The sequence below is a fragment of the Filibacter tadaridae genome, from assembly GCF_900609045.1.
Taxonomy (GTDB): domain Bacteria; phylum Bacillota; class Bacilli; order Bacillales_A; family Planococcaceae; genus Sporosarcina; species Sporosarcina tadaridae.
The window spans coordinates 1-24,818 of sequence record NZ_UXAV01000012.1; the positions used below are offsets into that span (position 1 = coordinate 1).

Below are 24,818 nucleotides of genomic sequence, written 5' to 3' on the forward strand. Positions count from 1 at the left end.
AGCAAGGCGCTCATTTATCTCATGAAGCGATCAATCAGCGTCGCGAGGCGATCATTTATCTCGTGAGGTGATCAATCAGCGTCGCGAGGCGATCATTTATCTCGTGAAGCGATCAATCAGAGTAGCAAGGCGCTCATTTATCTCATGAAGCGATCAATCAGCGTCGCGAGGCGATCATTTATCTCGTGAGGTGATCAATCAGCGTCGCGAGGCGATCATTTAGAATAGATTCTATATAGTCTCTAGCGAACGCCTCACTGGGGTAACCGAAGCAATAAGACTGACAGCGCCCTTCTGTCTGACTTATTGCGGGAGACATCCCCAAGCGCCGAGCGTCGGTAAGAGGATTCTTTATTGTACAACCCATATATATGTCAGAAAACCAATTTTCCAAACAAAAAAGCCCTTTTCGTTTTGTAGAAAAGGGCTTAGTCAAACTTATTGTAAAAAACATGGTTTGGTAAAGAAAAAATGGCTGGGGTAGCTGGATTCGAACCAACGATGACGGAGTCAAAGTCCGTTGCCTTACCGCTTGGCTATACCCCAAAGTTGAAATAAGGAAAGCTCTTCTGATAAAGCGATTTTCAAACAACTATTTTCAAAACAAAACACATTCTGTTTAAACTCATTTTAGATAATTATCTTCAAAACAAGGTCGTTTCGAAAAAAATTTGGTGGTGGGGGACGGATTCGAACCGCCGAACCCTGAGGGAGCGGATTTACAGTCCGCCGCGTTTAGCCACTTCGCTACCCCACCGAGTTAAAGATAAAAGATAATCTTATCTCTGCAATTAAATATGTATCCACTTACACTTATCTTCTTTATTCTGAACAAAATTCGCTATTCAATACATCATAGATTTTTTGTGCAGAATTCAATAAGTATAACTGTTTCCAAAACACGGAGTGTATTTTGAAATCAGAATGACCCCTACGGGATTCGAACCCGTGATACCGCCGTGAAAGGGCGGTGTCTTAACCGCTTGACCAAGGGGCCGTCATTAAAGTATGGTTGAAACAGCCAATTTCTTTGTTAGCTGTTACCGTTTCTCTGGAGCTTCCAACCGGATTCGAACCGGTGACCTCTTCCTTACCATGGAAGCACTCTACCTACTGAGCTATGGAAGCAATATGGCTCCGCAGGTAGGAGTCGAACCTACGACCGATCGGTTAACAGCCGATTGCTCTACCTCTGAGCTACTGCGGAATAATACTTATTTACTTTTACTTCGTTTACGACAAGTTCCATTATAACAAGAATAAAATACTTTGCAATACTTATTTATATTTTTCATTTCCCGACAACGACTTTTATATAATACCATGCACTCTGCATATCAGTCAAACTTATTTCATAAGCTAATCTATATTGTGCACAAAGGGGACAACATATGCGTAAGAAATACATTATTATTCTCTTCACTTGTTTCGGATTGTTTCTTTTACTTCCAGCCCTTCCTGAAAAAGCATCACTCACTTCGGTGTTTCGCTTAACGGAGGAGCCTGCTACCATTGTTCGCGGTACGAGTGGATCTACGTTGACGGTGAATATCTCCTTTGGGGACGATGAAGTAGAACAATGGATTCGGGGCATTGAATCACCTTATCCCCTGCTCTTTATAGACATGGATTGGGCGGGACGATTTCCTGAAACCATAAAACTTATTAAGAAAAAAAACATCCCGGTTGGTCTTCTTGGCAGTGAAGGTGCGACTTACGAACAAAATACGCCCCTGTTTATGGACCAGGTCAAACGCTTTGAAAAACTTTTTAAAAAAAAACCGCTATGGTTTCGTACTGCGGATGAGCAATTTCCGCTTACGCTACAAAGGGCGCTATGGGAAGCAGAAGTTAATGCGCTCGGTTCTACCGTTGTTTATATCGGAGGAGAGACGCCACCTATCGTGGAAGGAGAAATTATTTCCGTTCCGCATCACCGTGAAAACCGGATTGTTCTTACTGAACTGAAGAAGTTGGCAGATGGTCGAACATTTAAACCACTGGAAGATGTGTTGTTCGGCGTAACAGTAAAGACAAAGAAAATACCCGAATGACAAAGGAATCCTAAAAAAAGAGCACTGCCCACCTAAAAAATAGGGGTAGACTGTGCTCTTTTTTACTTTTTCTTCGCTACTTTAGTTTCTGCCTTACGAGCCGCTCTTCGTTCATCCAATCTTTTTTTATCTTCATCCGACTGTGTGTTGTACTTCGGAAGCATCAAAATTTGGTAGGCATTCACAGCGAGAAGTGGGAATAATAGTATTGTCACCCATGAATCAATATTTCCAGACCGAACCATTAACGCCGGCAACCATTCAAGGGTTGTAATAACAATCATGAAAAATAAGGCGGACACAAGTGTATGTTTTTTCGTCCATTTCGCTTTGAAATACGCAGTAACACTTGCAACGACGATAAGTGAAACGAGCAAACCAATGTAAAGCATTGTTCTACCCGTATCTTCCGATGTTAAACGGAATCTGAAAAAAATAAGATCGAACAGAACTATGGCAATGATTAAAAGTTGGACCCAATTCCATAGCGTAAGTGTTTTAAATATATTCACGCCGAATTGATGGACTGTTAAATATGCAAAAAAGCCCATTTGAGCAACAACGCTCATTGTGAATCCAAGGAAAACCATCCAAAGGAGTGCACCTAGGAACGACATGATTTCACCGTCTGCCAAATATGATGAAAAGAATTCCCAACGGACAATCAATCCAGCGACCGCCGTTACAATTCCTCCAATAAGTAATGCATTAAAAAAGAATTTTATCCAATTTCGTATAGTCACGATACCGTTCCTCCGTTTTCTATTCCTTCCAACAGTGTAACAACGTTTTCAAGAAAAATCTATTTCATTCATCCGTTAATGCATATAAAGCGTCATTATGTGAACAATAATTGAAAATGCTTTCGGAAGGGAATTGAATTCCATGAAAAAAGGTTTCTTTCTTTTGTTACTTTTGACCTTGCTATTGGCAGGATGCGGAGGACAGCAGGCCGGCCCGACATACGATGAGATGAAAAAAATGATGATTGACGCGCTTCAAACGGAGGATGGGAAAAAAGCGGTTCGCCAAATGTTAGCAGACCCAGAATTTCGGGAACTCATTGTTTTAGAACAAGCGGAAGTGAAAAAATCAATTGAGGACACATTGCTTTCTGAGGACGGTAAGGCGTTCTGGAAGAAGACGTTCGATGATCCAAAGTTTAAGGAGAATATCGCAAAAAGCATGAAAGAACAACAAAAAGACATCATGAAACAACTCATGGATGATTCTTCATTCCAAAAAGAGCTGGAAGAGTTTTTTAGTCAACCGGATATGCAGAAACAACTGGAAACCGTGATGCAGTCGGCAAACATGAAAAAACATCTAGAAAAAGTGGTTGAAGAAACGATTGATAGTCCTTTGCTACAAACGAAATGGCAAAAACTTATATTGAAATCGGGTGAATCGAAGGAAGGCGGAGAAAAGAAAGGTGAAAAGAAAGAAGAAGGTGAAAAAGGCGGAGAGGGTAAATAACCCCATCCGCTTTTATTTTTAATTACTTTTACTTTTTCAGACTTCTAATGATGTTCTTCCCAATATCTGTATAAATTTGACCAATCGGGTGATCTGCTGCATAAACAGATGGTGCAAAGTCATCTTCATTCCAATCAGGCTGACCAAGCGGGATTTGACCAAGTAACCCTGTTCGTAGTTCTTTGGCTAGCTTCACCCCGCCACCTTCACCAAATACAAATTCGCGGACATTCGTTTCTTTCGATTCAAACCAAGACATGTTTTCAATCACGCCAAGTAGCGAGTGTTCCGTCTGCAATGCCATCGCACCTGCACGTGCAGCAACAAATGCAGCTGTTGGATGTGGTGTTGTCACAATAATCTCTTTGGATGTCGGAATCATTTGATGGATATCAAGAGCAACATCACCTGTTCCCGGCGGTAAATCAAGTAGAAGATAATCAAGATCTCCCCACTCGACATCCCGGAAAAACTGATCGAGCGCTTTTCCAAGCATTGGACCACGCCATACGACAGGCGCATTATCTTCAACAAAAAAGCCCATTGAAATCACTTTTACACCAAAACGCTCAACCGGAATAATCCGATCACCACGAACAACCGGCATTTCTGTGACACCCATCATATCCGGCACACTGAAACCATAGATGTCCGCATCAATCAGACCAACCTTTTTACCAAGACGAGCAAGCGCAACTGCAAGGTTTACAGAAACTGTCGACTTCCCAACGCCGCCTTTTCCGGAAGCAATCGATATAAACTCGACATTGTTCATAGGTGATAACAGATCCTGCGCCTCCGCTTCTGTTGCTTTTCCGCGGAACTGTTCAAGCGCTTCTTTGGTTAACTCCTCAAAACGGATACCTACAGAATCTGCACCTGCAGCTTTCAATTTATCGACCACTTGCATCTGAAGTGTCATTTGTTCGGCAGTATTAATTTTTGCGATTGCCACTTTCACACTCACATGCTTTTTCTCTTCTTTTATCGATACTGACGTAATTCCGCCCGTCTCTTCAAGCGTTTTATGTAAAAACGGATCTTTCAACTGGCCTATTATTTCACGTACCTTTTGTTCATTTACCAATTTAAACACTCCTTGGAGTTTTATTATTTTCTTCTCCAAGTATACCACAATACTTTCATTTCAATTAATGGTCTAGCTTTCAATTCTCTTCCGAAGTATGGAATTCAATAATTCCTTCCATAATTGCGTCAGCTAATTTCCCATGATACTTCGGGTCAGTCAATAGTGCACGTTCTTCAGGATTCGATAAAAATCCAGTTTCAACAAGTACAGCGGGCACCGGTACCTTCTTTAAGAGATAGACTCCTTTGATGGCCATTGCTTCACGTTCTGTGTTTTTTAAATTCCCAACAAAAGACTTCTGAATCGCTTTTGCAAGGAATTCACCGTCGGGATGTCCACCCGGATGATAAAACACTTGGGACCCACGCCATCTTTCTTCAGGTATCGCATTGACATGAACACTAATAAACATATCCGGTTTTTCATTGATCGCGATTGTTTCTCGCAATTTCAAATCGGCAACCTTCCGCGCACGAGTTGTTCCGAATTCGTCTTTCGGAGCATGCTCAGCAAGCGCATCTCCTTCTTTCTCACGCGTCATAACAACGGTTGCACCTTTTTTTTCAAGCCGCTTCACCAACTCATGTGAGACGCTAAGTGTAATGTCACGCTCTACAACGTCACCAACGGATGCACCACCATCCAACCCACCATGTCCCGGATCAATGACAACCTTCATACCAGCCAATTCTTCGGGCAGGAAAAAATTACGATCTGATGCTTTTACGCCATAAATTACAATTACAAGAGATAATGTAAAGAGAAGACCGATTACTATTAACCGTTTCATATCTACACCGCCTTTTTCCTCCACTATACGCTGGGTTGAAGGAAGATATGTCGTGAAAAAAAAGAAGCCAGGTTCGGCTTCTCTTAAAAAGTTATTTGGTTGGACCTTCCCATGCGAGCATCCCGCCGATCATGTTTGTAACATCGTATCCTTGCTCGTCAAGAAACTCTCCTGCACGCCCACTGCGTCCGCTCGAGCGACAAATGAGTATATAAGGCTTCGATTTATCCAACTCGTCCATACGAGCCGGTACATCGCCTAAAGGGATATGAATTGCACCTGGGATCATCCCGCTAGCTACTTCATCTGCTTCACGCACATCAACCAAATTAAGTTGTTGCCCTTTTTCCAATAACTCTTGTAGTTCTGTAGTCGATATTTCCTTCATTTTACACACTCCTCACTATTCTATTCTTACATTAACGCACAAAAGCCCCCTTCCAATAAAGGAAAAGGGCTTCGAAATGTAAAATTAACGTTTCGAGAACTGTGGTGCGCGACGTGCGCCTTTAAGACCTGGTTTTTTACGCTCTTTCATTCTTGGGTCACGTGTAAGTAGACCTGCTGCTTTAAGAGCTGGACGGAAATCAGGATCTACTGTAAGTAGAGCGCGTGCTACGCCGTGACGAATCGCACCTGCTTGTCCTGTGAATCCTCCACCGTCAACATTAACTAGGATATCGTAGCTTCCAAGAGTTTCTGTTATAACAAGTGGTTGTTTGATGATTTCGCGAAGAGTCGCGTATGGTACGTAGTCTTCAACGTCACGTTTGTTGATGGTAATTGTGCCATCTCCAGGTACGAGACGTACACGAGCTACTGAGCTTTTACGACGGCCAGTGCCGATATATTGTACTTGTGCCAAAGGTATTTCCTCCTCTTAATTATCCGCGAAGTTCGAATGCTTCGGGTTTTTGTGCTGCATGATTATGTTCTGCTCCAGCATATACATGAAGTTTCTTGAAAGTTTGACGACCTAGTGGACCTTTTGGAAGCATTCCTTTAATCGCAAGTTCAAGCATTTTTGTTGGGTAGTTTGTACGCATTTCAAGCGCTGTACGTTGCTTGATGCCGCCTGTGTAACCTGAATGACGGTAGTAGATCTTGTCTTTCAGTTTGTTACCAGTAAGCTGGATTTTTTCAGCGTTGATGATAATAACGTGATCACCTGTATCAACGTTTGGTGTGAATGTCGGTTTATGTTTACCGCGCAAAAGTGATGCGACTTCAGAAGCAAGACGACCAAGCGTCTGTCCTTCAGCGTCGACAACGAGCCATTTACGCTCTACTTCGTGACCTTTAGCCATGAATGTTGTACGCATGTTTTAGTCCTCCTAAATATGAATGAATATCATTTTGTTCCTGTTTCCGTTTTCTCTATCCCTAAACACAATTAACCTTCCGGGGCTTGTTTGTGGGGTTATTGAAATACCATTATTCATCTTACATCCTTTTAAGCATTAAGTCAAGCGACCTTTCAAAAAACACCAGGAAATGTTGCCTCAGTCTTCATAGTCCACACTTTCCAAGTACAAACCGTGTGCCGGCGCTGTTTTACCCGCATTATTGCGATCACAAGATTCCAGAATCCGTTTAACATCCGCGGGTGTATTCCATCCTATTCCGACAGCCAGTAGCATGCCTGCAATAGTCCGTACCATATTGTACAAAAATCCATTGCCTTCTATCGTCATAGTCAGCAAATCACCTTCTTCTTCAAGCACCAGCCTTTTCACCGTCCGAACCTTGTTGGTCGTGGCTGTCTTGGATGAACAGAAGCTTGTAAAATCATGCGTTCCTATCAAATGTGTGGCTGCTGCTTGCATGATTTCCACATCTGGATTCCATTTACCTAAATGAACGGCGTAATTCCGTTCGAAAGGGCTTTGTACTTTACTGCGCGTCCATACATACTTATATGTTTTTCCGATTGCTCCGTAGCGGGCGTGGAAGTCTTCATCGACATAAGCGGTCGATACAATCCGGATATCTGTTGGCAATAGTACGTTAAGTGCCATTTTCCAGCGATCCGTCGGCAATGAAAGTGGTGTGTCAAAGTGAATGACTTGCCCAAATGCATGCACACCTGCATCTGTTCTGCCACTGGCAACTGAGTGAACAGGTATTTCTTTGTGAATCTTCCTTAACGCCTTATCAATTTCCAGCTGAACCGTCCGCAATCCGGGTTGCGACTGGTACCCGGCAAAATTAGTTCCATCATACGATACGACTGCTTTCACTCGATTCATCTGCATCCTTACCCTTCCTATCCCCTAAGCAATACGAGGGCAGCAACGAGAACACCGAGCAAAGCAAGCGCTACTGTATCGCGCCAGTGCCACTTCAACTGTCGGTATCTTGTTCTACCTTCTCCGCCACGATATCCTCTTACTTCCATTGCGATTGCAAGGTCTTCGGCACGCTTGAAAGCACTCACGAACAGCGGCACAAGGAGTGGAATGACTGCACGTATTCGTTGTTTGATAGAGCCGGTGCTAATATCCGACCCGCGTGCCAGCTGTGCCTTCAGAATCTTATCCGTTTCATCCATCAATGTCGGTATGAAACGAAGAGAAATTGACATCATTAGTGCAAGCTCATGAACCGGCAACTTGAATCGTTTAAACGGGTTCAGCAGATCCTCCATGCCATCTGTGATAGAAATAGGTGACGTTGTCAGCGTTAAAATTGAAGTCATCAGGACAAGGACCAGAAAACGCAAGGATATAAAAATACCCTGCCTTAACCCTTCTTCGTAAATTTTGATGAATTTCCAATCGACGATGATTGCACCCTCTTTTGTGAAGAAGATATGCATGAGAAATGTAAAAGCAATAAGGAATATAATCGGTTTCAGACCGTTGATCAAAAAATAGATACGAATTCGCGAACTGAAAATGACTAATAGCGTAAATCCTAGCAATATCCCATATGTAACGGCATTATTCGCCAAGAACACCGCAATAATAAATAGAAAAACAAAACTTAACTTTGAACGTGGATCTAATTTATGAACAAACGATGTACCCGGTATGTATCGTCCGAAGATCATCTTTTCAAGCATTAGCGTCACCCTCTTCCGAAGCCGCCCGTGCAAGCGCTGTTGCCAAATCTTCTTCGGTCAATGCAAGTACGGGCAAAGGACGCCCTATCATCTTCTCAACTACGCGTTGAAGCTTCACAGACCGCGGTACCCCTAGTCCAAAAGAAGCTAACGTCTCTTCATCCCCAAATATGTTTTGAGGAGTTCCAGCCATTACTGAATGGCCATTATGCATAACGATAATATTATCGGCATACCGTGCAGCATCTTCCATACTATGTGTTACTAAAACGGTCGTGAGATTCTCTTCAGCATGAAGTCTGGAAAACAGCTCCATGATTTCCTTCCGTCCACGTGGATCGAGCCCGGCTGTTGGTTCATCCAAGACAAGGACTGATGGCTTAAATGCCAAGACGCCAGCAATCGCCACTCGACGCATTTGTCCACCCGACAGGTCAAAAGGCGACTTCTGGGCTGTATCCGGCGGAAGACCCAACAGCTCAATTAATTCATGTGCGCGTTTTCTGGACTCTTCTTTGGATACACCAAAGTTCATCGGTCCGAACATAATGTCTTTTTCAACAGTTTCCTCAAAAAGCTGATGTTCCGGAAACTGAAAAACAATTCCTACATGTCGCCGGACAGCTTTCAACTCTTTTGCTTTCGTTCCGGCAGTAATTTGTGTATCGCCAATTTGAACAATGCCTTCCGAAGGCTTAAGCAGACCGTTTAAGTGCATTAGAAGAGTGGATTTCCCTGAGCCCGTATGCCCGATAATGGCTGTATAAGAACCTGTTTTTATCGTCCCATCCACCCCTTGCAAAGCCCTTTTCTCAAATGGCGTATTCCTCCCATATGAATAACCTACTTGCTGAAGTGAGATGTCCATAACCCATTCACCAACTCTTCTTCTGTCATATGTTCACCGAATAGTTCCATACCTGATTCTCTTAACAACCTGGATACCTTCATCGCAAATGGCAAGTCTAAACCGATTGCTTCGAGTTCATCACCACGTGCAAAAATCTGGGTTGGTGTCCCTGTCGTCAGTAACTTCCCTTTATTCATAACAACTATGCGATCTGCAAGTAGCGCCTCTTCCAGATCATGTGTAATTGAGATAACAGTAAGGCCCGTCTTTGTTTTAAGCTCTTCAACTACACGTATTACTTCATCGCGCCCTTGTGGATCGAGCATCGAAGTGGCTTCATCCATGAGTAGAAGTTCAGGCTTTAGTGCAAGCGCACCCGCAATCGCGACACGTTGCTTTTGTCCGCCGGAAAGATGATGCGGCTCATGATCGTGAAAATTGCTCATATTCACTTGAGCGAGTGACTCATGGACGCGGGTCACCATATCAGTGAAGGGGACACCATTGTTCTCCAGTGCAAATGCAACGTCATCCTGGACAGTTGAACCGACGAATTGGTTATCCGGATTTTGAAAAACGAATCCCATTCGCGAACGAATAGCCCAAAGGTTTGCTTCAGATAACTTTTGGATGAATACATTGACCTCGCCCTCATCAGGGAAAAGAAGTCCAATCATTAATTTTGCAAGAGTCGACTTCCCCGAACCGTTATGACCGACAATTGCAATCCATTCACCTTGTTGTACAGCGAACGAAATATCATCGATTGCTTTTTCAGTTACACCTTCCTCACTCTGATAGGAAAAGCTCACATGGTCCATCGACAGCACTTCTTTCATCATCTTTCCACCCCCGTGTCCATTCGTATTATGTATAGCATGAAGGATCCCTTGCTAATTAGCCAAGGAATCCCTGTTTTAAATAAAAAAAAAGCGCGCACCTCATCCGAAGAAATGCGCTCATATCTATGACTGATACCGGATGCTCAGTCCGGCATCGCGGATGAGGTGCGTAGAGCTAGACCTGAAGGAAACGTACCCCAGCAGATCATAACACTCAGCTTTTAAAGTTGTCGTATAAATTAGTTGGTTTCTTACAGTATAGCAATGTGCCTCGACGTTAGCCTAGACACACTTTCCGAAAACGATTAAACGAGTTCGATTACAACAACAGGTGCTCCGTCGCCGCGACGCGGTCCCATTTTCATGATACGTGTGTATCCACCTTGACGCTCAGTATAGCGTGGTGCCACGTTATCAAAAAGTTTTTGGATTGCAAAAATTTCTGCCTCATTACCTTGTTCATCTGTAACTGTAACCAGTTCACGACGGATGAATTGTGCAACTTGACGACGTGCATGCAAGTCCCCACGTTTTCCAAGCGTAATCATCTTCTCAACGACTGAACGCAATTCTTTCGCACGTGCTTCAGTTGTTTGAACACGTTCATGTACAATAAGGTCTGTCGCCAAGTCACGAAGCATCGCTTTACGTTGTGAGCTTGTACGTCCAAGTTTTCTGTATCCCATAGAAGTTTCCCTCCTTCAATCTATAAATTCGCTCAATCTTCAGTGCGTAGCTCTAGCTTTAGCTCGTCCAATTTCGCTTTCACTTCTTCAAGTGATTTACGGCCAAGATTTCGCACTTTCATCATTTCGTCTTCGGACTTGCTAGCAAGTTCAAGAACTGTATTGATGCCTGCACGTTTAAGGCAGTTGTAAGATCTGACGGAAAGATCAAGCTCTTCAATCGTCATTTCGAGTACCTTTTCTTTCTGGTCCTCTTCCTTTTCTACCATTATCTCTGCAGTTTGTGCTTCGTCTGTCATGCCAACAAAAATATTCAAATGTTCCGTTAGGATTTTTGCTCCAAGCGCAACAGATTCTTTCGGACTGATACTACCATCTGTCCACACATCGAGTGTCAATTTATCAAAATTGGTCATTTGACCAACACGTGTATTTTCCACTTGGAAATTCACACGTGATACAGGTGTATAAATTGAATCGATCGGAATAACGCCAATCGCTAAATCTTCACGTTTGTTTTGTACAGAAGGTGCATATCCCCGTCCACGTACAGCATACATACGCATACGTAAATGACCGTTTTTGCCGAGAGTCGCGATAGGAAGTTCCGGATTCAGTATCTCCACATCACTATCATGTGTAATGTCTGCTGCCGTAACAATTCCTTCACCTTTTACATCTATCTCAATTACTTTCTCTTCATCCGAATAGATTTTAAGAGCTAGTTTCTTCACATTCAAAACAATTGTTGCAACGTCTTCGACGACACCTTCAATTGTAGAGAATTCATGAAGTACGCCATCAATCTGGATGGATGTAACTGCTGCTCCTGGTAATGAGGAAAGAAGTATTCGGCGCAAGGAATTTCCCAAAGTATTTCCATATCCACGCTCAAGCGGTTCAATGATAAATTTGCTAAACTTGGAATCTTCACTGATCATTACTGTTTCAATCTTCGGTTTCTCGATTTCGATCATTCATTTACCCTCCTTTAAAACATCGAATGTATAGGCCGTTCCATATTGAAATCGATTATAATAGACGACGATTTGCAATCTTACAAATCATCTTTGCCAAAAATAGTGTTTCTCAATCAAATGGAGTGCAAGCCGTTATACACGACGGCGTTTTGGTGGGCGGCATCCGTTATGTGGTACCGGTGTAACGTCTCTGATTGCTGTTACTTCAAGTCCTGCAGCTTGTAGTGAACGAATTGCCGCTTCACGACCAGCTCCTGGTCCTTTAACAGTTACTTCCAACGTTTTAAGACCGTGTTCCATAGATGTTTTTGCAGCAGTCTCTGCAGCCATTTGTGCAGCGAATGGTGTAGATTTACGTGAACCTCTAAAGCCTAGTGCACCCGCACTTGACCAAGAAAGTGCATTACCTTGCATGTCAGTGATTGTTACGATTGTATTGTTAAACGTCGAACGGATATGTGCAATACCGGATTCAATATTCTTTTTCACACGACGTTTACGAGTTTGTGGTTTACGTGCCATGTTAAGAAGATACCTCCTTTACCTATTATTTTTTCTTGTTCGCAACTGTACGTTTTGGACCTTTGCGAGTACGAGCGTTGTTTTTTGTGTTTTGCCCACGAACAGGCAATCCACGACGGTGACGGATACCACGGAAGCTACCGATTTCCATCAGACGTTTGATGTTAAGTGAAGTTTCACGACGAAGGTCACCTTCAACTTTCAAACCGTCCATTTGTTCACGAATTTTATCAAGCTCTGCATCAGTTAGATCACGAGTACGTGTATCCTCAGAAACTCCAGCTGCTTTTAAAACTTTTTGAGCAGTTGTGTTACCGATACCGAAGATGTAAGTTAATGAAATTACAATGCGCTTTTCGCGCGGAACGTCTACACCAGCAATACGTGCCATATAGATTGTGCACCTCCTTCAGAATTAGCCTTGTCTTTGTTTGTGTTTCGGATTTTCACAGATTACCATTACTCGGCCGCGTCTACGAACAACTTTACATTTTTCGCAGATCGGTTTTACAGATGGTCTTACTTTCATCTTACCCAACCTCCTTCATATTCCGGAGTGCAAAAGATTATTTGAAGCGGTATGTGATACGGCCACGTGTCAAATCATAAGGTGAAAGTTCCAAAGTTACTTTATCGCCTGGCAGGATGCGGATAAAGTGCATACGAATCTTACCTGATACATGCGCAAGAATCGTATGGCCGTTTTCCAGCTCAACTTTAAACATCGCGTTTGGCAACGTTTCGACTATGGTTCCTTCAACTTCAATTACATCGTCTTTCGCCATCAATCCTGTCTCCCTTCTATATCCAATAAAGGTTCTCACCATCGAGCGGCATCAGTCGCTTTTAATGCTTCCTTCAACAAATGTCCGGATTGCATGAGTGATGTTCGAAAGACGTCTGACACATTTCGATTCCCGCAAGTCCGTCCTCGACTTCCTGTTGGGAATATCGCATCGTAATAGACACGACCGTCCGGATTGCCGTGGATGAGTTCCCAGTTGTTTTATATCGTTCCTTCAACTAAATACAGTATACATATAGCTAATAAAAAATGCATTTAGTAAGTTCCAGAACTTTACTCCCGTCGAACTCCGACTAGTTCCTATACCGGGTATCTTGTGCTTTTGCAACTCGTTGAAACGTTTTTTTCTCGCGAAAACCTAAGGATGTCCAAGCTTGGCACACCTTATCTGTTTCCAGTAAGGATTGCATCCAACTCTTTGAAAACAACATCAATGTCCTGTTGGCCATCAATATTTGTCAACACGCCTTTGGCATTGTAAAAAGCCAGAAGAGGTGTTGTTTGATTCATATTTACTTCCAGACGTTTTGCGACAGTTTCCGGATTGTCATCGGCCCGTTGGTAAAGATTGCTTTCGTCCTTATCACATTTCCCTTCAACCTTTGGTGGATTGAATTTTGTGTGATATGAAGTACCGCATTCTTTACAGATCCAACGTCCTGATAACCTAGTGATAAGTTCTTCCATCTCTGCTTGGATATTAAGTACGTGTTCAATCTTTCGACCTGAGTCCGTCAAAATCCCATCAAGCGCTTCCGCTTGAGGAACAGTGCGCGGGAAACCATCAAGTAAAAAGCCTTTATCGCAATCGGATTTGCTTAATCGTTCACGTACGATTCCGATTGTCACTTCATCGGGAACAAGTGAACCTTGATCCATGAATGACTTTGCTTTAACTCCAAGTTCCGTGCCTTCTTCAATTGCAGCACGGAACATATCGCCTGTAGAAATATGAGGGATTTCGTACTTTTCGACTATTTTATCTGCCTGTGTACCTTTACCGGCTCCTGGCAGACCCATTAATACGATATTCATACGTCTTGCCCTCCATCTTCATATTCGCCTTACGGGGAGATGATCCCCCGTGAAGCTTACTTCATAAAGCCCTTATAATGCCTCTTAACGAGTTGTGATTCGAGTTGTTTCATCGTTTCCAGAGCAACTCCGACAACGATTAGCAAACTTGTTCCTCCGATTTGTGCAGATTGCGGTAAATTGGCAAAGCTGATAAAGAAAATCGGCATAACTGAGACAACTGCTAAGAATATCGATCCTACAAACGTCAGTCTATACAAAGTACTGGTTAAGTAATTTTGTGTGTTCTGACCTGGACGGATACCTGGAATATAAGCACCTTGTTTTTTCAAATTATCCGCCATATTCTCTGGATTCACTTGAATGAATGCATAGAAATAAGTGAATGCAATGATTAGTGCAATGTATAGGACCATCCCAATCGGCTTCGTGTAATCGAATACGTTTGTAATTGTCGTTGTTACACTATTTGTCCCAAAAAACGTTACGATTGATTGGGGTGTCATGAAAAATGCAGCAGCGAAGATTACCGGAATAACCCCTGCTGTATTTAATTTCAATGGTAGGTGTGTCTGTTGGCTGGAAGTCGTTTGACCCCGTCCTGAGACACGCTTCGCATATTGGATCGGAATCTTACGTAATGCTTCTTGTACGTAGATAACCCCGACAGTTATCGCAATGATCGCAAGGAGTAAAAGAGCCATAATCGCAAGTTTTATAAACAATGCTTCGCCCGCATCCTGGATCTGAGTTGCGTAAAGTTGGTTGACTGCATTCGGGATAGCGGCAACAATTCCGGCAAAGATGATAATGGAAATACCGTTACCAACGCCTTTTGCTGTAATCTGCTCGCCAAGCCATAGAAGAAATGCAGTACCTGCCGTCAATACGATCGCGATGACAATATATGTCGAAACGCCTTCAGCTTTTATCAATGAGCCTTCGTACATCCGGTTAAATCCGTATGACATGGCAATTGCTTGTATAAAAGCTAGGACAATTGTGAAATACCTTGTGAACTGTGCAAGTTTCCGTCTTCCGACATCGCCTTGTTTCGCCCATTCGGCAAATTTCGGAACAACATCCATCTGCAATAATTGCACGATAATGGACGCTGTAATGTATGGCATAATCCCCATCGCTAGGATAGAGAAGTTGGCAAGGGCACCCCCGCCAAAAGTATTCATAAACCCAATAAGACTATTATCGGATTGCTGCAAAGCCGTTGCGTCAACGTTCGGAACTGGAATAAAAGTTCCTAAACGAAAGACGATGAGCACAAGTAATGTGTAAATGATTTTAGACCTGATATCTCTAACACGCATAAAGTTGGAGATTGTCTTAAACATTAAACCACCTCGGTTTGCCCGCCCGCTTTCTCGATTGCTTCCTTAGCAGAGGCAGAGAATTTATGAGCTTTGACAGTAATCTTTTTCTCAAGCGTTCCGTTACCAAGAATCTTAATACCAGATTTAGCGTTGCTCACGATACCTGACTCGATTAGTAGTGCAGGTGTAATTTCTGTACCTTCATCAAAGCGATTAAGTGTATCGATATTTACGATTGCATATTCCTTACGGTTTATGTTCGTGAATCCGCGCTTAGGTAGTCTTTGGAAGAAAGGTATTTGACCACCCTCGAATCCTAGACGTACACCACCGCCCGAACGTGAATTTTGACCATTATGACCTCTACTAGAAGTTTTACCCATACCAGAACCCATTCCGCGTCCAACACGTTTGCGGACTTTCCTGGATCCAGCTGCCGGTTTCATTTCATGTAATTTCATCTTCGTAGCACCTCCTTATTCAAAAATCTTGCTTATTGTTCCTTAACAGAAACTAAGTGGTCTACTTTATTGATCATGCCGCGTATAGCGACATTATCTTGGTGTTCCACTGTATGGTTCAATTTACGTAATCCAAGCGCTTGCATTGTTTTGCGTTGCGCTGGCTTTGCCCCAATGAGGCTTTTTGTAAGGGTAATCTCAAGTTTATTAGCCATTGTGTTTCCCCCCTTAACCTAACAGTTCTTCTACGGATTTACCGCGCAATTTAGCTACATCTTGTGCGCGTTTCAGCCTACTCAAACCTTCGATAGTAGCACGTACCATGTTGATTGGTGTGCTTGAACCAAGAGATTTTGAAAGGATATCCGTGATGCCTGCAAGTTCAAGTACCGCACGGACAGGTCCGCCAGCTATAACTCCAGTACCTGGTGCTGCTGGTTTGATGAGAATTGATCCTGCACCAAAATGTCCAAGTACTTCGTGTGGAGTTGTTCCTTTTACCATTGGTACGACGATTAAGTTCTTCTTCGCATCTTCAATAGCTTTACGGATCGCATCCGGAACTTCTTGTGCTTTACCAGTACCAAAACCGACACGTCCATTTTTGTCTCCAACTACAACAAGAGCTGTGAAACGGAAACGACGTCCACCTTTAACGACTTTAGCTACACGATTGATTGTAACTACGCGTTCTTCGAATTCACTTTTGTTTTGATCATTACGACGCATGAAATGTGTCCCTCCTTCTCAATTAAAATTTCAGACCGTTTTCACGAGCTGCTTCCGCAAGAGCCTTCACACGGCCGTGATATAGGTAACCGCCACGGTCAAATACAACCGCCTCGACGTCCTTTTCGACAGCTTTTTTTGCAATCATTTCTCCGATTTTAGCAGCTGCTGTAGTATCTCCTTTAGACTCAGATTCGAAATCTTTGTCCATTGTAGAAGCACTTACAATCGTTACTGAATTAACATCATCGATTAATTGTGCATAGATATGTTTGTTTGAACGGTATACGTTTAAACGTGGACGAGCTGCTGTACCGCTGATTTTAGCGCGTACACGGCCATGACGTTTTTTACGAGTAGCGTTCTTGTCTTGTTTCGTGATCATCGTGGTCACTCCTTCCGGATGCCTTATGCGGCATTATTTACCTGTTTTACCTTCTTTACGACGTACTTGTTCGCCTTCGTAGCGAATCCCTTTACCTTTATAAGGCTCTGGTGGACGTACTTGTCGAATATTGGATGCAAGAGCACCAACGTGTTCTTTATTAATACCGCGTACAGTAATTTTTGTGTTTGCAGGAACTTCAACTTCAACACCATCTTCAGGTGTGAATTCAACTGGGTGAGAATAGCCAACATTCAATACAAGTTTTGTACCTTGTAATTGTGCACGGTATCCTACACCAACAAGTTCAAGCTTACGTTCGAAGCCTGTAGAAACGCCGACCACCATGTTATTAAGTAGTGAACGTGTCGTTCCGTGGATTGAACGATGATCTTTAGATTCTGAAGGACGTGTGAATGTAATCTCGTTGCCTTCTTGCTCTATTTTAATGTCTTTGTTAAAAGTGTTTGTAAGTTCGCCTTTCGGTCCTTTAACAGTGACGAAGTTGCCTTCTGTAATTGTAACAGTCACGTTTTCTGGAACCTCTACCGGCTTTTTGCCAATACGGGACATTCAATTGCACCTCCATTCATTTGTTGCGAATTACCAAACGTAAGCTACTACTTCTCCGCCTACTTGTTTAGCACGTGCTTCCTTATCAGTAAGGACGCCTTGTGATGTAGAAACGAGGGCGATTCCAAGACCATTCAAAACTTTAGGTACTTCGTCCATTTTAGCGTAAACACGAAGACCAGGTTTTGAAATACGCTTAAGACCAGTGATAACGCGCTCGTTGTTTTGACCATATTTCAAGAAAATGCGAATGATACCTTGTTTGCTATCTTTTACATATTCAACATCGCGAACGAAACCTTCACGTTTCAGGATTTCAGCGATTTCTTTTTTCATGTTTGAAGCAGGTACTTCAAGCTTCTCGTGACGAACCATGTTCGCGTTACGGATGCGTGTAAGCATATCTGCGATCGGATCACTCATTGTCATTCCATTTACCTCCTTCCCAAATTTAGGGGTTTACCAGCTGGCTTTTTTAACGCCGGGAATTTGTCCTTTGTACGCTAGTTCGCGGAAACAAATACGGCAAAGCTTGAATTTACGATATACGGAATGCGGACGACCACAACGCTCACAGCGTGTGTATGCCTGCACTTCGAACTTAGGTGTACGTTGTTGTTTAGCGATCATTGATTTTTTAGCCACGTTTACGCCTCCCTCTTATTTACTTTTGGAACGGCATGCCGAACTGCGTCAATAACTCACGTGCTTCTTCATCAGAGTTTGCAGTCGTAACGATGACGATATCCATACCGCGTATTTTAGAAACTTTATCATAATCAATTTCAGGGAAAATTAGTTGTTCTTTTACGCCGAGTGTATAGTTACCGCGACCGTCGAATGCTTTCTTAGAAACACCACGGAAGTCACGTACACGAGGTAATGAAACCGAAATCAACTTATCGAGGAATTCATACATACGCTCACCGCGCAATGTAACTTTCGTACCGATAGGCATTCCTTCACGTAGACGGAATCCAGCGATTGATTTCTTCGCTTTTGTAACAACTGGTTTTTGACCAGAAATAATTGTTAAGTCTTCCACTGCAGCATCTAGTGCTTTCGTGTTTTGTACAGCATCACCAACACCCATGTTGATAACAATCTTATCAATTTTAGGCACCTGCATTACTGATGTATATTCAAACTTGCTCATAAGAGCAGGAGTGACTTCGCTTTTGAACTTCTCTTTAAAACGGCTCATTTGTTGGACCTCCTTTCATCAAGTTGCTTATTTATCCAGGTTTTCACCGGATTTTTTAGCAACACGAACTTTTTTGCCATCTTCGAACTTGTATCCAACGCGAGTTGGCTCGCCTGTTTTAGGATCGATTAGCATGACGTTTGATATATGAATAGTTGCTTCCAAGCTAACAATTCCACCTTGTGGGTTTTCTTGGTTTGGTTTCATATGTTTCTTGACGATGTTAACACCTTCAACTAGCACACGATCTTTTTTTGGATAAGCAGCAAGAATCACACCGGTTTTACCTTTGTCTTTCCCAGTGATGACCATAACTTTATCGCCTTTTTTTACATGCATTCTGTCGCACCTCCTTGATTGGCACTGTCTTATGAATTAAAGTACTTCTGGAGCAAGTGAAATGATTTTCATAAAGTTGCTGTCGCGAAGTTCGCGTGCAACTGGTCCGAAAATACGAGTTCCACGTGGGCTCTTGTCGTCACGGATGATAACACATGCGTTTTCATCAAAAGTAATATATGAACCGTCTTTACGGCGAACTCCGCTTTTCGTGCGGACGATAACAGCCTTGACGACTTCACCTTTCTTGACAACGCCACCTGGTGTTGCTTTTTTCACTGTACAGACAACTACATCGCCGATATTAGCTACTTTACGACCTGTACCGCCTAGTACTTTAATTGTTAAAACTTCGCGAGCGCCTGAATTGTCGGCGACTTTCATACGACTTTCCTGTTGAATCATTGAGGCTACCTCCTCCCGGATCTATCTCCGAACGTAATTAAGTAAAATTAGATGATGACCGCTTTTTCGACGATTTCGAGTAGGCGGAAATGTTTTGTCGCTGATAATGGACGAGTCTCCATAATACGGACGATATCGCCGATTTTCGCGTCATTCAATTCATCATGTGCTTTGAACTTTTTAGAATACTTCACACGTTTGCCGTATTTAGCATGCTTCTTTTGCGTTTCGATCATTACAGTAACTGTTTTATCCATTTTGTCGGATACTACACGGCCTGTATATACTTTGCGTTGGTTACGCTCAGTCATGGCTGCAACCTCCTTCATCAGTTATTTGCACTGATTTCTCTTTGACGTATTACAGTTTTCATGCGCGCAATGGATTTACGAACTTCCCGAATGCGTGCAGTGTTTTCTAATTGGCCTGTCGCCAATTGGAAGCGAAGGTTGAAAAGCTCTTCTTTCAGTGATTTCACTTTTTGCTCAATCTCTGCAGTCGTCAAGTCACGGATTTCTTTAGCTTTCATTAGATTCACCACCAATTTCTTCACGTTTTACAAACTTACTCTTGATAGGAAGTTTGTGAGATGCAAGGCGGAGTGCTTCACGAGCAACTTCTTCCGAAACACCTGCGATTTCAAACATGACTCTACCAGGTTTAACTACAGCAACCCAGCCTTCTACAGCACCCTTACCGGAACCCATCCGGACTTCAAGAGGCTTCTTCGTATATGGTTTGTGCGGGAAAATGTTGATCCATACTTTACCGCCACGTTTCATGTAACGTGTCATCGCAATACGAGCTGATTCGATTTGACGGTTTGTAATCCATGAAGATTCCAAAGCCTGTAGACCAAATTCACCGAATTGAACAGATGATCCGCCTTTTGTTGTTCCGCGCATTTTACCACGGAATACTCGACGATATTTAACGCGTTTAGGCATTAACATATTAGTTGCCTCCTTCCTCAGAGTTCTTCTTCTTCTTCACTGGAAGGACTTCTCCACGGTAAATCCATACTTTAACGCCAAGCTTACCGTAAGTTGTATCTGCTTCAGCGTGTGCATAGTCAATATCCGCACGTAATGTATGGAGAGGGACAGTACCTTCACTATAGTGTTCAGCACGAGCAATATCTGCTCCGCCTAGACGACCTGATACTTGTGTTTTAATACCTTTAGCACCAGAACGGATTGTACGTTGAATCGCTTGTTTTTGTGCACGACGGAATGAAACACGGCTTTCTAATTGACGTGCGATTGATTCTGCAACCAATTTCGCGTCAAGATCTGCACGTTTAATTTCAATGATGTTGATGTGTGCACGCTTGCCAGTGATATCGTTAAGTTGTTTACGAAGTGCTTCCACTTCAGTACCACCTTTACCGATAACCATACCTGGTTTTGCAGTGTGAATCGTAATATTAACCCGTTTAGCAGCACGCTCAATTTCTACTTTAGAAACAGATGCGTCTACAAGACGTTTTTCGATGAAGTCACGGATCTTTAAATCTTCGTGCAGAAGAGTCGCATAGTCTTTTTCAGCATACCATTTCGACTCCCAGTCACGGATGATACCGACCCGTAAACCGTTAGGATGTATTTTTTGACCCACGGATTATCCCTCCTTTTTTTCTGATACCACGACAGTAATGTGGCTCGTACGTTTATTAATTGCACTTGCACGTCCTTGTGCGCGTGGTCGGAAACGTTTCATTGTCGCACCTTCGTCAACGAATACTTCGCTAACAATAAGATTTTCGACATTCATTTCGTAATTGTGTTCAGCATTTGCAATCGCTGATTTCAATACTTTTTCTACAACCGGAGATGCCGCTTTCGGCGTCAAACGTAGAATCGCGATAGCTTCGCCGATTTTCTTGCCCCGGATAAGATCAACGACTAAACGGACTTTGCGAGGAGCAATACGGACTGTGCGGGCGATGGCTTTTGCTTGTTGCATCAGAATAACCTCCTCTCAATTAGCGTTTTGTTTTCTTATCGTCGGCACCATGACCTCTATATGTGCGTGTCGGTGCGAATTCACCAAGTTTGTGTCCTACCATGTCTTCAGTTACGTAGACAGGTACGTGTTTACGACCGTCGTAGACAGCAATCGTCATTCCGATGAATGTCGGGAAGATTGTTGAACGGCGTGACCAGGTTTTAATCACCTGTTTTTTCTCGGATTCTTTTTGTGCTTCTACCTTTTTCATAAGATGATCATCTACAAAAGGTCCTTTTTTCAAGCTGCGGCCCATGTCTGAACCTCCCTCCATGTTTGTACTACGGCCCAATCATTGAACCGCAGTGCATTGACATTATTTTTTACGACGACGAACAATAAGCTTGTCGGATTTGTTGTTTTTCTTGCGTGTCTTGAAGCCAAGAGTCGGTTTACCCCAAGGCGTAACTGGAGATTTCATACCGATACCTGTACGACCTTCACCACCACCGTGTGGGTGATCGTTAGGGTTCATAACAGAACCACGTACTGTTGGGCGTTTACCCATCCAACGTGAACGTCCTGCTTTACCGATGTTGATAAGTTCATGTTGTTCGTTACCAACTTGACCAACTGTAGCACGGCAAGTTGCAAGAATCATGCGTACTTCTCCGGATTGCAAACGTACAAGTACATATTTGCCTTCGCGACCAAGTAATTGTGCAGATGTCCCTGCTGAACGTACAAGTTGTCCACCCTTACCTGGCTTCAATTCGATGTTATGAATTGTAGTACCCATTGGGATGTTTTCTAGAGGAAGTGTGTTACCTACTTTAATGTCAGCTTCTGTACCTGACATGATTGTAGCTCCTACTTTAAGACCTTTCGGTGCTAGGATGTAACGTTTTTCTCCGTCTACGTAATTGATAAGTGCGATGTTTGCTGAACGGTTTGGATCGTATTCGATCGTAGCAACGCGTCCAGGTATGCCATCTTTCCGACGTTGGAAATCGATGACGCGGTATTGGCGCTTATGGCCTCCACCTTGGTGACGAACGGTAATCCTACCTGTGTTGTTACGGCCGCCTTTCCGCTTAAGCGGTGAAAGTAATGATTTTTCCGGCTTACTAGCTGTAATCTCGGAAAAGTCAGAAGTAGTCATGTTACGACGTCCGTTGGAGGTAGGTTTGTATTTCTTAATCGCCATTTGTGTTCCCTCCTTTTAATAATATCATTGCATTGCTGAATTCAACTTACATTCCGAAGATTTCGATGTCGTTTGAATCAGCTGTTAGTGTAACAATCGCTTTACGGCGTTTGTTTGTATAACCGGCATGCTTACCCATACGCTTGAACTTACCTTTGTAGTTCTGAACGTTGACTTTCGCAACCTGTACTCCGAAGATTTCTTCAACCGCTTGCTTAATATGTGTTTTATTAGCGCGCGTGTCTACTTCAAAAGTGTACTTTTTGAATTCCATTTGTTCGGAAGAACGCTCGGTAATGACCGGACGTTTTAAAATATCACGTGATTCCATTAACCAAGCACCTCCTCTAATTTTTCAACTGCTGCTTTTGTCATAACAAGTTTGTCATGTGCAACAAGGTCAAGAACATTGACACCGTTTGCTGTGACAACACTGATACCAGGAATGTTACGAGCAGACAATGCTACTGTTTCATCGTTGTCAGCAGTGACGATCAATGCCTTTTTCTCAATCGAAAGATCATTCAATACCTGAATGAAGTTTTTCGTTTTGATGCCATCAAATGCAAGTCCTTCTAATACGACGATTTTTTCTTCAAGCACTTTCGATGAAAGAGCTGAAAGAAGAGCAAGTCTCCGAACTTTTTTCGGCAATTTGTAGCTGTAGCTTCTCGGTGTTGGTCCAAAGACGATACCGCCTCCACGCCATTGTGGTGAACGGATCGAACCTTGACGAGCACGGCCTGTCCCTTTTTGGCGCCATGGTTTACGTCCACCACCGGCAACTTCCGAACGGTTTTTCACTTTGTGATTACCTTGTCGTAAAGAAGCACGTTGTTGAACAATTGCTTCAAATAGGACTGCTTCATTTGGTACGATACCAAAAACTTTGTCGCTTAACTCGATATCGCCAACAGAAGAACCTGTTTGGTTTAATAGTGTTACTTTAGGCATTCCAATTTCCTCCTTTCTTTAATGGTCAGTTCCCTTTAATGGCACTTCTCACTTGTACAAGTGATTTGCGTGCTCCTGGAACGTTACCTTTCACAAGTAGCAAGTTACGTTCAACGTCAACTCGTACAATTTCAAGGTTTTGAATCGTTACTCTTTTGCCACCCATACGTCCAGGCATTTTCTTCCCTTTGAATACACGTTGTGCATCAACTGAACCGATTGAACCTGGTGCTCTGTGGTGACGTGAACCGTGTGTCATTGGCCCGCGTGAGTAACCGTGACGTTTAATAACACCTTGGAAACCTTTACCTTTTGTTTTACCTGTAATGTCGACAATATCGCCTTCGGCAAATGTATCAACCTTAACTTCTTGTCCTACTTCGTACGCACTAACGTCCAATTCGTGGAATTCACGAATGAAGCGCTTAGGTGTCGTTTCAGCTTTTGCTACGTGGCCTTTTTCAGGTTTGTTAGCTAGCTTTTCGCGCTTGTCATCAAATCCAAGCTGGATTGCAGAGTAACCATCCGTTTCTTGTGTCTTCTTTTGAAGGACAACGTTTGGAGCAGCTGCAATTACAGTAACAGGGATTAAATCGCCGTTTTCAGCAAAAACTTGCGTCATACCGACTTTTCTTCCTAAGATTCCTTTGGTCATTAGTTACACCTCCTGATATACTATTAGTTTTATTGTTTAGCTATTAAAGTTTGATTTCAATGTCAACGCCCGACGGTAAGTCGAGTTTCATCAACGCATCGACAGTTTGTGGTGTCGGGTTAACGATATCGATAAGACGTTTATGAGTACGCATTTCAAACTGCTCGCGTGAATCCTTGTATTTATGCACCGCACGCAAAATCGTGTAAACAGTTCTTTCAGTTGGAAGTGGTATCGGACCCGATACGCTTGCTCCTGAACGTTTTGCTGTTTCTACGATCTTTTCAGCTGATTGATCCAAAATTCTATGATCATATGCTTTCAAACGAATACGAATCTTTTGTTTTGCCATTATTTTCCCTCCCTTTCGCCTATTTTCTAGACATTCTCCGCGAAAATTTCCCACACACATGCCATGGCAAAGCGGCCGGGTGTGT

General features: G+C 42.9%; 41 protein-coding genes and 5 tRNA genes. 2 read left to right on the top strand and 44 right to left on the bottom strand.

Annotation, left to right across the window (positions count from 1 at the left end; genetic code table 11):
- Window positions 1-472 precede the first annotated feature (472 nt).
- From FILTAD_RS00235 to FILTAD_RS00255, 5 genes are all read right to left on the bottom strand, one after another.
- Window positions 473-546 (bottom strand) — tRNA-Gln (locus FILTAD_RS00235).
- A gap of 126 nt (window positions 547-672) precedes the next feature.
- Window positions 673-757 (bottom strand) — tRNA-Tyr (locus FILTAD_RS00240).
- 168 nt (window positions 758-925) lie between these two features.
- A tRNA-Glu gene (locus FILTAD_RS00245) sits at window positions 926-997 on the bottom strand.
- A gap of 55 nt (window positions 998-1,052) precedes the next feature.
- Window positions 1,053-1,128 (bottom strand) — tRNA-Thr (locus FILTAD_RS00250).
- A 4-nt stretch (window positions 1,129-1,132) separates the two neighbouring features.
- A tRNA-Asn gene (locus tag FILTAD_RS00255) sits at window positions 1,133-1,207 on the bottom strand.
- A 184-nt stretch (window positions 1,208-1,391) separates the two neighbouring features.
- Between FILTAD_RS00255 and FILTAD_RS00260 the strand changes: the two genes are divergently transcribed.
- Entirely contained in the window at window positions 1,392-2,054 is a 663-nt protein-coding gene (locus tag FILTAD_RS00260; RefSeq protein WP_124068501.1) for a polysaccharide deacetylase family protein, read from the top strand.
- A 62-nt stretch (window positions 2,055-2,116) separates the two neighbouring features.
- Here FILTAD_RS00260 and FILTAD_RS00265 read toward each other — a convergent pair whose 3' ends face one another.
- Window positions 2,117-2,797, bottom strand: a complete 681-nt coding sequence (locus FILTAD_RS00265; RefSeq protein WP_124068502.1) for a KinB-signaling pathway activation protein — start codon at window positions 2,795-2,797, stop codon at window positions 2,117-2,119.
- Between the two features lie 142 nt (window positions 2,798-2,939).
- Between FILTAD_RS00265 and gerD the strand changes: the two genes are divergently transcribed.
- The gene (gerD, locus tag FILTAD_RS00270) at window positions 2,940-3,530 is read left to right on the top strand and encodes a spore germination lipoprotein GerD (RefSeq protein WP_124068503.1); all 591 of its coding nucleotides are present in this window, start codon (window positions 2,940-2,942) and stop codon (window positions 3,528-3,530) included.
- Between the two features lie 28 nt (window positions 3,531-3,558).
- Here gerD and FILTAD_RS00275 read toward each other — a convergent pair whose 3' ends face one another.
- The 38 genes from FILTAD_RS00275 to rpsJ form a co-directional block, all read right to left on the bottom strand.
- Window positions 3,559-4,617, bottom strand: coding sequence for an Mrp/NBP35 family ATP-binding protein (locus tag FILTAD_RS00275; protein ID WP_124068504.1), 1,059 nt, complete (start codon window positions 4,615-4,617; stop codon window positions 3,559-3,561).
- A 79-nt stretch (window positions 4,618-4,696) separates the two neighbouring features.
- A complete protein-coding gene (locus FILTAD_RS00280; RefSeq protein WP_124068505.1) occupies window positions 4,697-5,410 on the bottom strand; it encodes an N-acetylmuramoyl-L-alanine amidase in 714 nt (237 codons plus the stop codon).
- A 91-nt stretch (window positions 5,411-5,501) separates the two neighbouring features.
- Window positions 5,502-5,798, bottom strand: coding sequence for a rhodanese-like domain-containing protein (locus tag FILTAD_RS00285; protein WP_124068506.1), 297 nt, complete (start codon window positions 5,796-5,798; stop codon window positions 5,502-5,504).
- 84 nt (window positions 5,799-5,882) lie between these two features.
- Window positions 5,883-6,275, bottom strand: coding sequence for a 30S ribosomal protein S9 (gene rpsI / locus FILTAD_RS00290; protein WP_124068507.1), 393 nt, complete (start codon window positions 6,273-6,275; stop codon window positions 5,883-5,885).
- 19 nt (window positions 6,276-6,294) lie between these two features.
- Complete coding sequence (gene rplM, locus FILTAD_RS00295; protein ID WP_124068508.1) at window positions 6,295-6,732, bottom strand: 50S ribosomal protein L13; 438 nt, start codon at window positions 6,730-6,732, stop codon at window positions 6,295-6,297.
- Between the two features lie 180 nt (window positions 6,733-6,912).
- Window positions 6,913-7,659, bottom strand: coding sequence for a tRNA pseudouridine(38-40) synthase TruA (gene truA, locus FILTAD_RS00300; protein ID WP_124068578.1), 747 nt, complete (start codon window positions 7,657-7,659; stop codon window positions 6,913-6,915).
- A 17-nt stretch (window positions 7,660-7,676) separates the two neighbouring features.
- Complete coding sequence (locus FILTAD_RS00305; RefSeq protein ID WP_124068509.1) at window positions 7,677-8,474, bottom strand: energy-coupling factor transporter transmembrane component T family protein; 798 nt, start codon at window positions 8,472-8,474, stop codon at window positions 7,677-7,679.
- A complete protein-coding gene (locus FILTAD_RS00310) occupies window positions 8,467-9,342 on the bottom strand; it encodes an energy-coupling factor ABC transporter ATP-binding protein (protein ID WP_124068510.1) in 876 nt (291 codons plus the stop codon). Before FILTAD_RS00310 ends, FILTAD_RS00305 begins: the two co-directional genes overlap by 8 nt.
- On the bottom strand, window positions 9,318-10,163 hold the full coding sequence (locus FILTAD_RS00315) for an energy-coupling factor ABC transporter ATP-binding protein (protein WP_124068579.1): 846 nt from the start codon (window positions 10,161-10,163) through the stop codon (window positions 9,318-9,320). Before FILTAD_RS00315 ends, FILTAD_RS00310 begins: the two co-directional genes overlap by 25 nt.
- A gap of 308 nt (window positions 10,164-10,471) precedes the next feature.
- Window positions 10,472-10,852: a 50S ribosomal protein L17 gene (gene rplQ / locus FILTAD_RS00320; RefSeq protein ID WP_124068511.1), complete on the bottom strand. Its 381-nt coding sequence runs from the start codon at window positions 10,850-10,852 to the stop codon at window positions 10,472-10,474.
- Window positions 10,853-10,884: 32 nt separating this feature from the next.
- On the bottom strand, window positions 10,885-11,829 hold the full coding sequence (locus FILTAD_RS00325) for a DNA-directed RNA polymerase subunit alpha (protein ID WP_124068512.1): 945 nt from the start codon (window positions 11,827-11,829) through the stop codon (window positions 10,885-10,887).
- Between the two features lie 135 nt (window positions 11,830-11,964).
- A complete protein-coding gene (gene rpsK, locus FILTAD_RS00330; protein WP_124068513.1) occupies window positions 11,965-12,354 on the bottom strand; it encodes a 30S ribosomal protein S11 in 390 nt (129 codons plus the stop codon).
- A gap of 25 nt (window positions 12,355-12,379) precedes the next feature.
- Window positions 12,380-12,745, bottom strand: coding sequence for a 30S ribosomal protein S13 (rpsM, locus tag FILTAD_RS00335; protein WP_124068514.1), 366 nt, complete (start codon window positions 12,743-12,745; stop codon window positions 12,380-12,382).
- Between the two features lie 24 nt (window positions 12,746-12,769).
- Window positions 12,770-12,883: a 50S ribosomal protein L36 gene (gene rpmJ, locus FILTAD_RS00340; RefSeq protein ID WP_124068515.1), complete on the bottom strand. Its 114-nt coding sequence runs from the start codon at window positions 12,881-12,883 to the stop codon at window positions 12,770-12,772.
- Between the two features lie 37 nt (window positions 12,884-12,920).
- The gene (gene infA / locus FILTAD_RS00345) at window positions 12,921-13,139 is read right to left on the bottom strand and encodes a translation initiation factor IF-1 (protein ID WP_124068580.1); all 219 of its coding nucleotides are present in this window, start codon (window positions 13,137-13,139) and stop codon (window positions 12,921-12,923) included.
- A gap of 404 nt (window positions 13,140-13,543) precedes the next feature.
- A complete protein-coding gene (locus tag FILTAD_RS00350) occupies window positions 13,544-14,194 on the bottom strand; it encodes an adenylate kinase (RefSeq protein WP_124068516.1) in 651 nt (216 codons plus the stop codon).
- A 56-nt stretch (window positions 14,195-14,250) separates the two neighbouring features.
- Window positions 14,251-15,543 carry a preprotein translocase subunit SecY gene (gene secY, locus FILTAD_RS00355; protein ID WP_124068517.1) on the bottom strand — a complete coding sequence of 431 codons (1,293 nt, stop codon included), beginning with the start codon at window positions 15,541-15,543 and terminating at the stop codon, window positions 14,251-14,253.
- Window positions 15,543-15,983, bottom strand: a complete 441-nt coding sequence (gene rplO / locus FILTAD_RS00360) for a 50S ribosomal protein L15 (RefSeq protein ID WP_124068518.1) — start codon at window positions 15,981-15,983, stop codon at window positions 15,543-15,545. Before rplO ends, secY begins: the two co-directional genes overlap by 1 nt.
- Before the next feature lie 32 nt (window positions 15,984-16,015).
- Window positions 16,016-16,198: a 50S ribosomal protein L30 gene (gene rpmD, locus FILTAD_RS00365; RefSeq protein WP_124068519.1), complete on the bottom strand. Its 183-nt coding sequence runs from the start codon at window positions 16,196-16,198 to the stop codon at window positions 16,016-16,018.
- 13 nt (window positions 16,199-16,211) lie between these two features.
- On the bottom strand, window positions 16,212-16,712 hold the full coding sequence (gene rpsE, locus FILTAD_RS00370; RefSeq protein ID WP_124068520.1) for a 30S ribosomal protein S5: 501 nt from the start codon (window positions 16,710-16,712) through the stop codon (window positions 16,212-16,214).
- Between the two features lie 22 nt (window positions 16,713-16,734).
- Window positions 16,735-17,097 carry a 50S ribosomal protein L18 gene (gene rplR, locus FILTAD_RS00375; protein ID WP_124068521.1) on the bottom strand — a complete coding sequence of 121 codons (363 nt, stop codon included), beginning with the start codon at window positions 17,095-17,097 and terminating at the stop codon, window positions 16,735-16,737.
- A 33-nt stretch (window positions 17,098-17,130) separates the two neighbouring features.
- The gene (gene rplF / locus FILTAD_RS00380; protein ID WP_124068522.1) at window positions 17,131-17,670 is read right to left on the bottom strand and encodes a 50S ribosomal protein L6; all 540 of its coding nucleotides are present in this window, start codon (window positions 17,668-17,670) and stop codon (window positions 17,131-17,133) included.
- 30 nt (window positions 17,671-17,700) lie between these two features.
- Window positions 17,701-18,099 (bottom strand): 30S ribosomal protein S8, encoded by a 399-nt coding sequence (gene rpsH / locus FILTAD_RS00385; RefSeq protein WP_124068523.1) that lies wholly within the window; start codon window positions 18,097-18,099, stop codon window positions 17,701-17,703.
- A gap of 30 nt (window positions 18,100-18,129) precedes the next feature.
- Window positions 18,130-18,315 (bottom strand): 30S ribosomal protein S14, encoded by a 186-nt coding sequence (gene rpsN / locus FILTAD_RS00390; protein WP_124068524.1) that lies wholly within the window; start codon window positions 18,313-18,315, stop codon window positions 18,130-18,132.
- Window positions 18,316-18,334: 19 nt separating this feature from the next.
- Window positions 18,335-18,874 carry a 50S ribosomal protein L5 gene (gene rplE, locus FILTAD_RS00395; RefSeq protein ID WP_124068525.1) on the bottom strand — a complete coding sequence of 180 codons (540 nt, stop codon included), beginning with the start codon at window positions 18,872-18,874 and terminating at the stop codon, window positions 18,335-18,337.
- A 27-nt stretch (window positions 18,875-18,901) separates the two neighbouring features.
- Window positions 18,902-19,213, bottom strand: a complete 312-nt coding sequence (gene rplX / locus FILTAD_RS00400) for a 50S ribosomal protein L24 (protein ID WP_124068526.1) — start codon at window positions 19,211-19,213, stop codon at window positions 18,902-18,904.
- A gap of 36 nt (window positions 19,214-19,249) precedes the next feature.
- Window positions 19,250-19,618: a 50S ribosomal protein L14 gene (gene rplN, locus FILTAD_RS00405; RefSeq protein ID WP_124068527.1), complete on the bottom strand. Its 369-nt coding sequence runs from the start codon at window positions 19,616-19,618 to the stop codon at window positions 19,250-19,252.
- 47 nt (window positions 19,619-19,665) lie between these two features.
- Window positions 19,666-19,929, bottom strand: coding sequence for a 30S ribosomal protein S17 (gene rpsQ / locus FILTAD_RS00410; RefSeq protein ID WP_124068528.1), 264 nt, complete (start codon window positions 19,927-19,929; stop codon window positions 19,666-19,668).
- A gap of 17 nt (window positions 19,930-19,946) precedes the next feature.
- Window positions 19,947-20,147, bottom strand: coding sequence for a 50S ribosomal protein L29 (gene rpmC, locus FILTAD_RS00415; protein WP_009499049.1), 201 nt, complete (start codon window positions 20,145-20,147; stop codon window positions 19,947-19,949).
- A complete protein-coding gene (rplP, locus tag FILTAD_RS00420) occupies window positions 20,137-20,571 on the bottom strand; it encodes a 50S ribosomal protein L16 (protein WP_124068529.1) in 435 nt (144 codons plus the stop codon). The genes rpmC and rplP overlap by 11 nt, the downstream gene beginning before the upstream one ends.
- A 1-nt stretch (window position 20,572) precedes the next feature.
- Window positions 20,573-21,235 carry a 30S ribosomal protein S3 gene (rpsC, locus tag FILTAD_RS00425; protein WP_124068530.1) on the bottom strand — a complete coding sequence of 221 codons (663 nt, stop codon included), beginning with the start codon at window positions 21,233-21,235 and terminating at the stop codon, window positions 20,573-20,575.
- Window positions 21,236-21,238: 3 nt separating this feature from the next.
- Window positions 21,239-21,583, bottom strand: coding sequence for a 50S ribosomal protein L22 (rplV, locus tag FILTAD_RS00430; RefSeq protein ID WP_124068531.1), 345 nt, complete (start codon window positions 21,581-21,583; stop codon window positions 21,239-21,241).
- Between the two features lie 19 nt (window positions 21,584-21,602).
- Window positions 21,603-21,881: a 30S ribosomal protein S19 gene (rpsS, locus tag FILTAD_RS00435; protein ID WP_124068532.1), complete on the bottom strand. Its 279-nt coding sequence runs from the start codon at window positions 21,879-21,881 to the stop codon at window positions 21,603-21,605.
- A gap of 60 nt (window positions 21,882-21,941) precedes the next feature.
- Window positions 21,942-22,772 carry a 50S ribosomal protein L2 gene (rplB, locus tag FILTAD_RS00440; protein ID WP_124068533.1) on the bottom strand — a complete coding sequence of 277 codons (831 nt, stop codon included), beginning with the start codon at window positions 22,770-22,772 and terminating at the stop codon, window positions 21,942-21,944.
- Window positions 22,773-22,818: 46 nt separating this feature from the next.
- The gene (gene rplW / locus FILTAD_RS00445; protein ID WP_124068534.1) at window positions 22,819-23,103 is read right to left on the bottom strand and encodes a 50S ribosomal protein L23; all 285 of its coding nucleotides are present in this window, start codon (window positions 23,101-23,103) and stop codon (window positions 22,819-22,821) included.
- Window positions 23,103-23,726, bottom strand: a complete 624-nt coding sequence (rplD, locus tag FILTAD_RS00450) for a 50S ribosomal protein L4 (RefSeq protein WP_124068535.1) — start codon at window positions 23,724-23,726, stop codon at window positions 23,103-23,105. Before rplD ends, rplW begins: the two co-directional genes overlap by 1 nt.
- A gap of 25 nt (window positions 23,727-23,751) precedes the next feature.
- Window positions 23,752-24,381 (bottom strand): 50S ribosomal protein L3, encoded by a 630-nt coding sequence (gene rplC / locus FILTAD_RS00455; RefSeq protein ID WP_124068536.1) that lies wholly within the window; start codon window positions 24,379-24,381, stop codon window positions 23,752-23,754.
- A 43-nt stretch (window positions 24,382-24,424) separates the two neighbouring features.
- On the bottom strand, window positions 24,425-24,733 hold the full coding sequence (gene rpsJ / locus FILTAD_RS00460) for a 30S ribosomal protein S10 (RefSeq protein ID WP_067204744.1): 309 nt from the start codon (window positions 24,731-24,733) through the stop codon (window positions 24,425-24,427).
- Window positions 24,734-24,818: the final 85 nt, after the last annotated feature.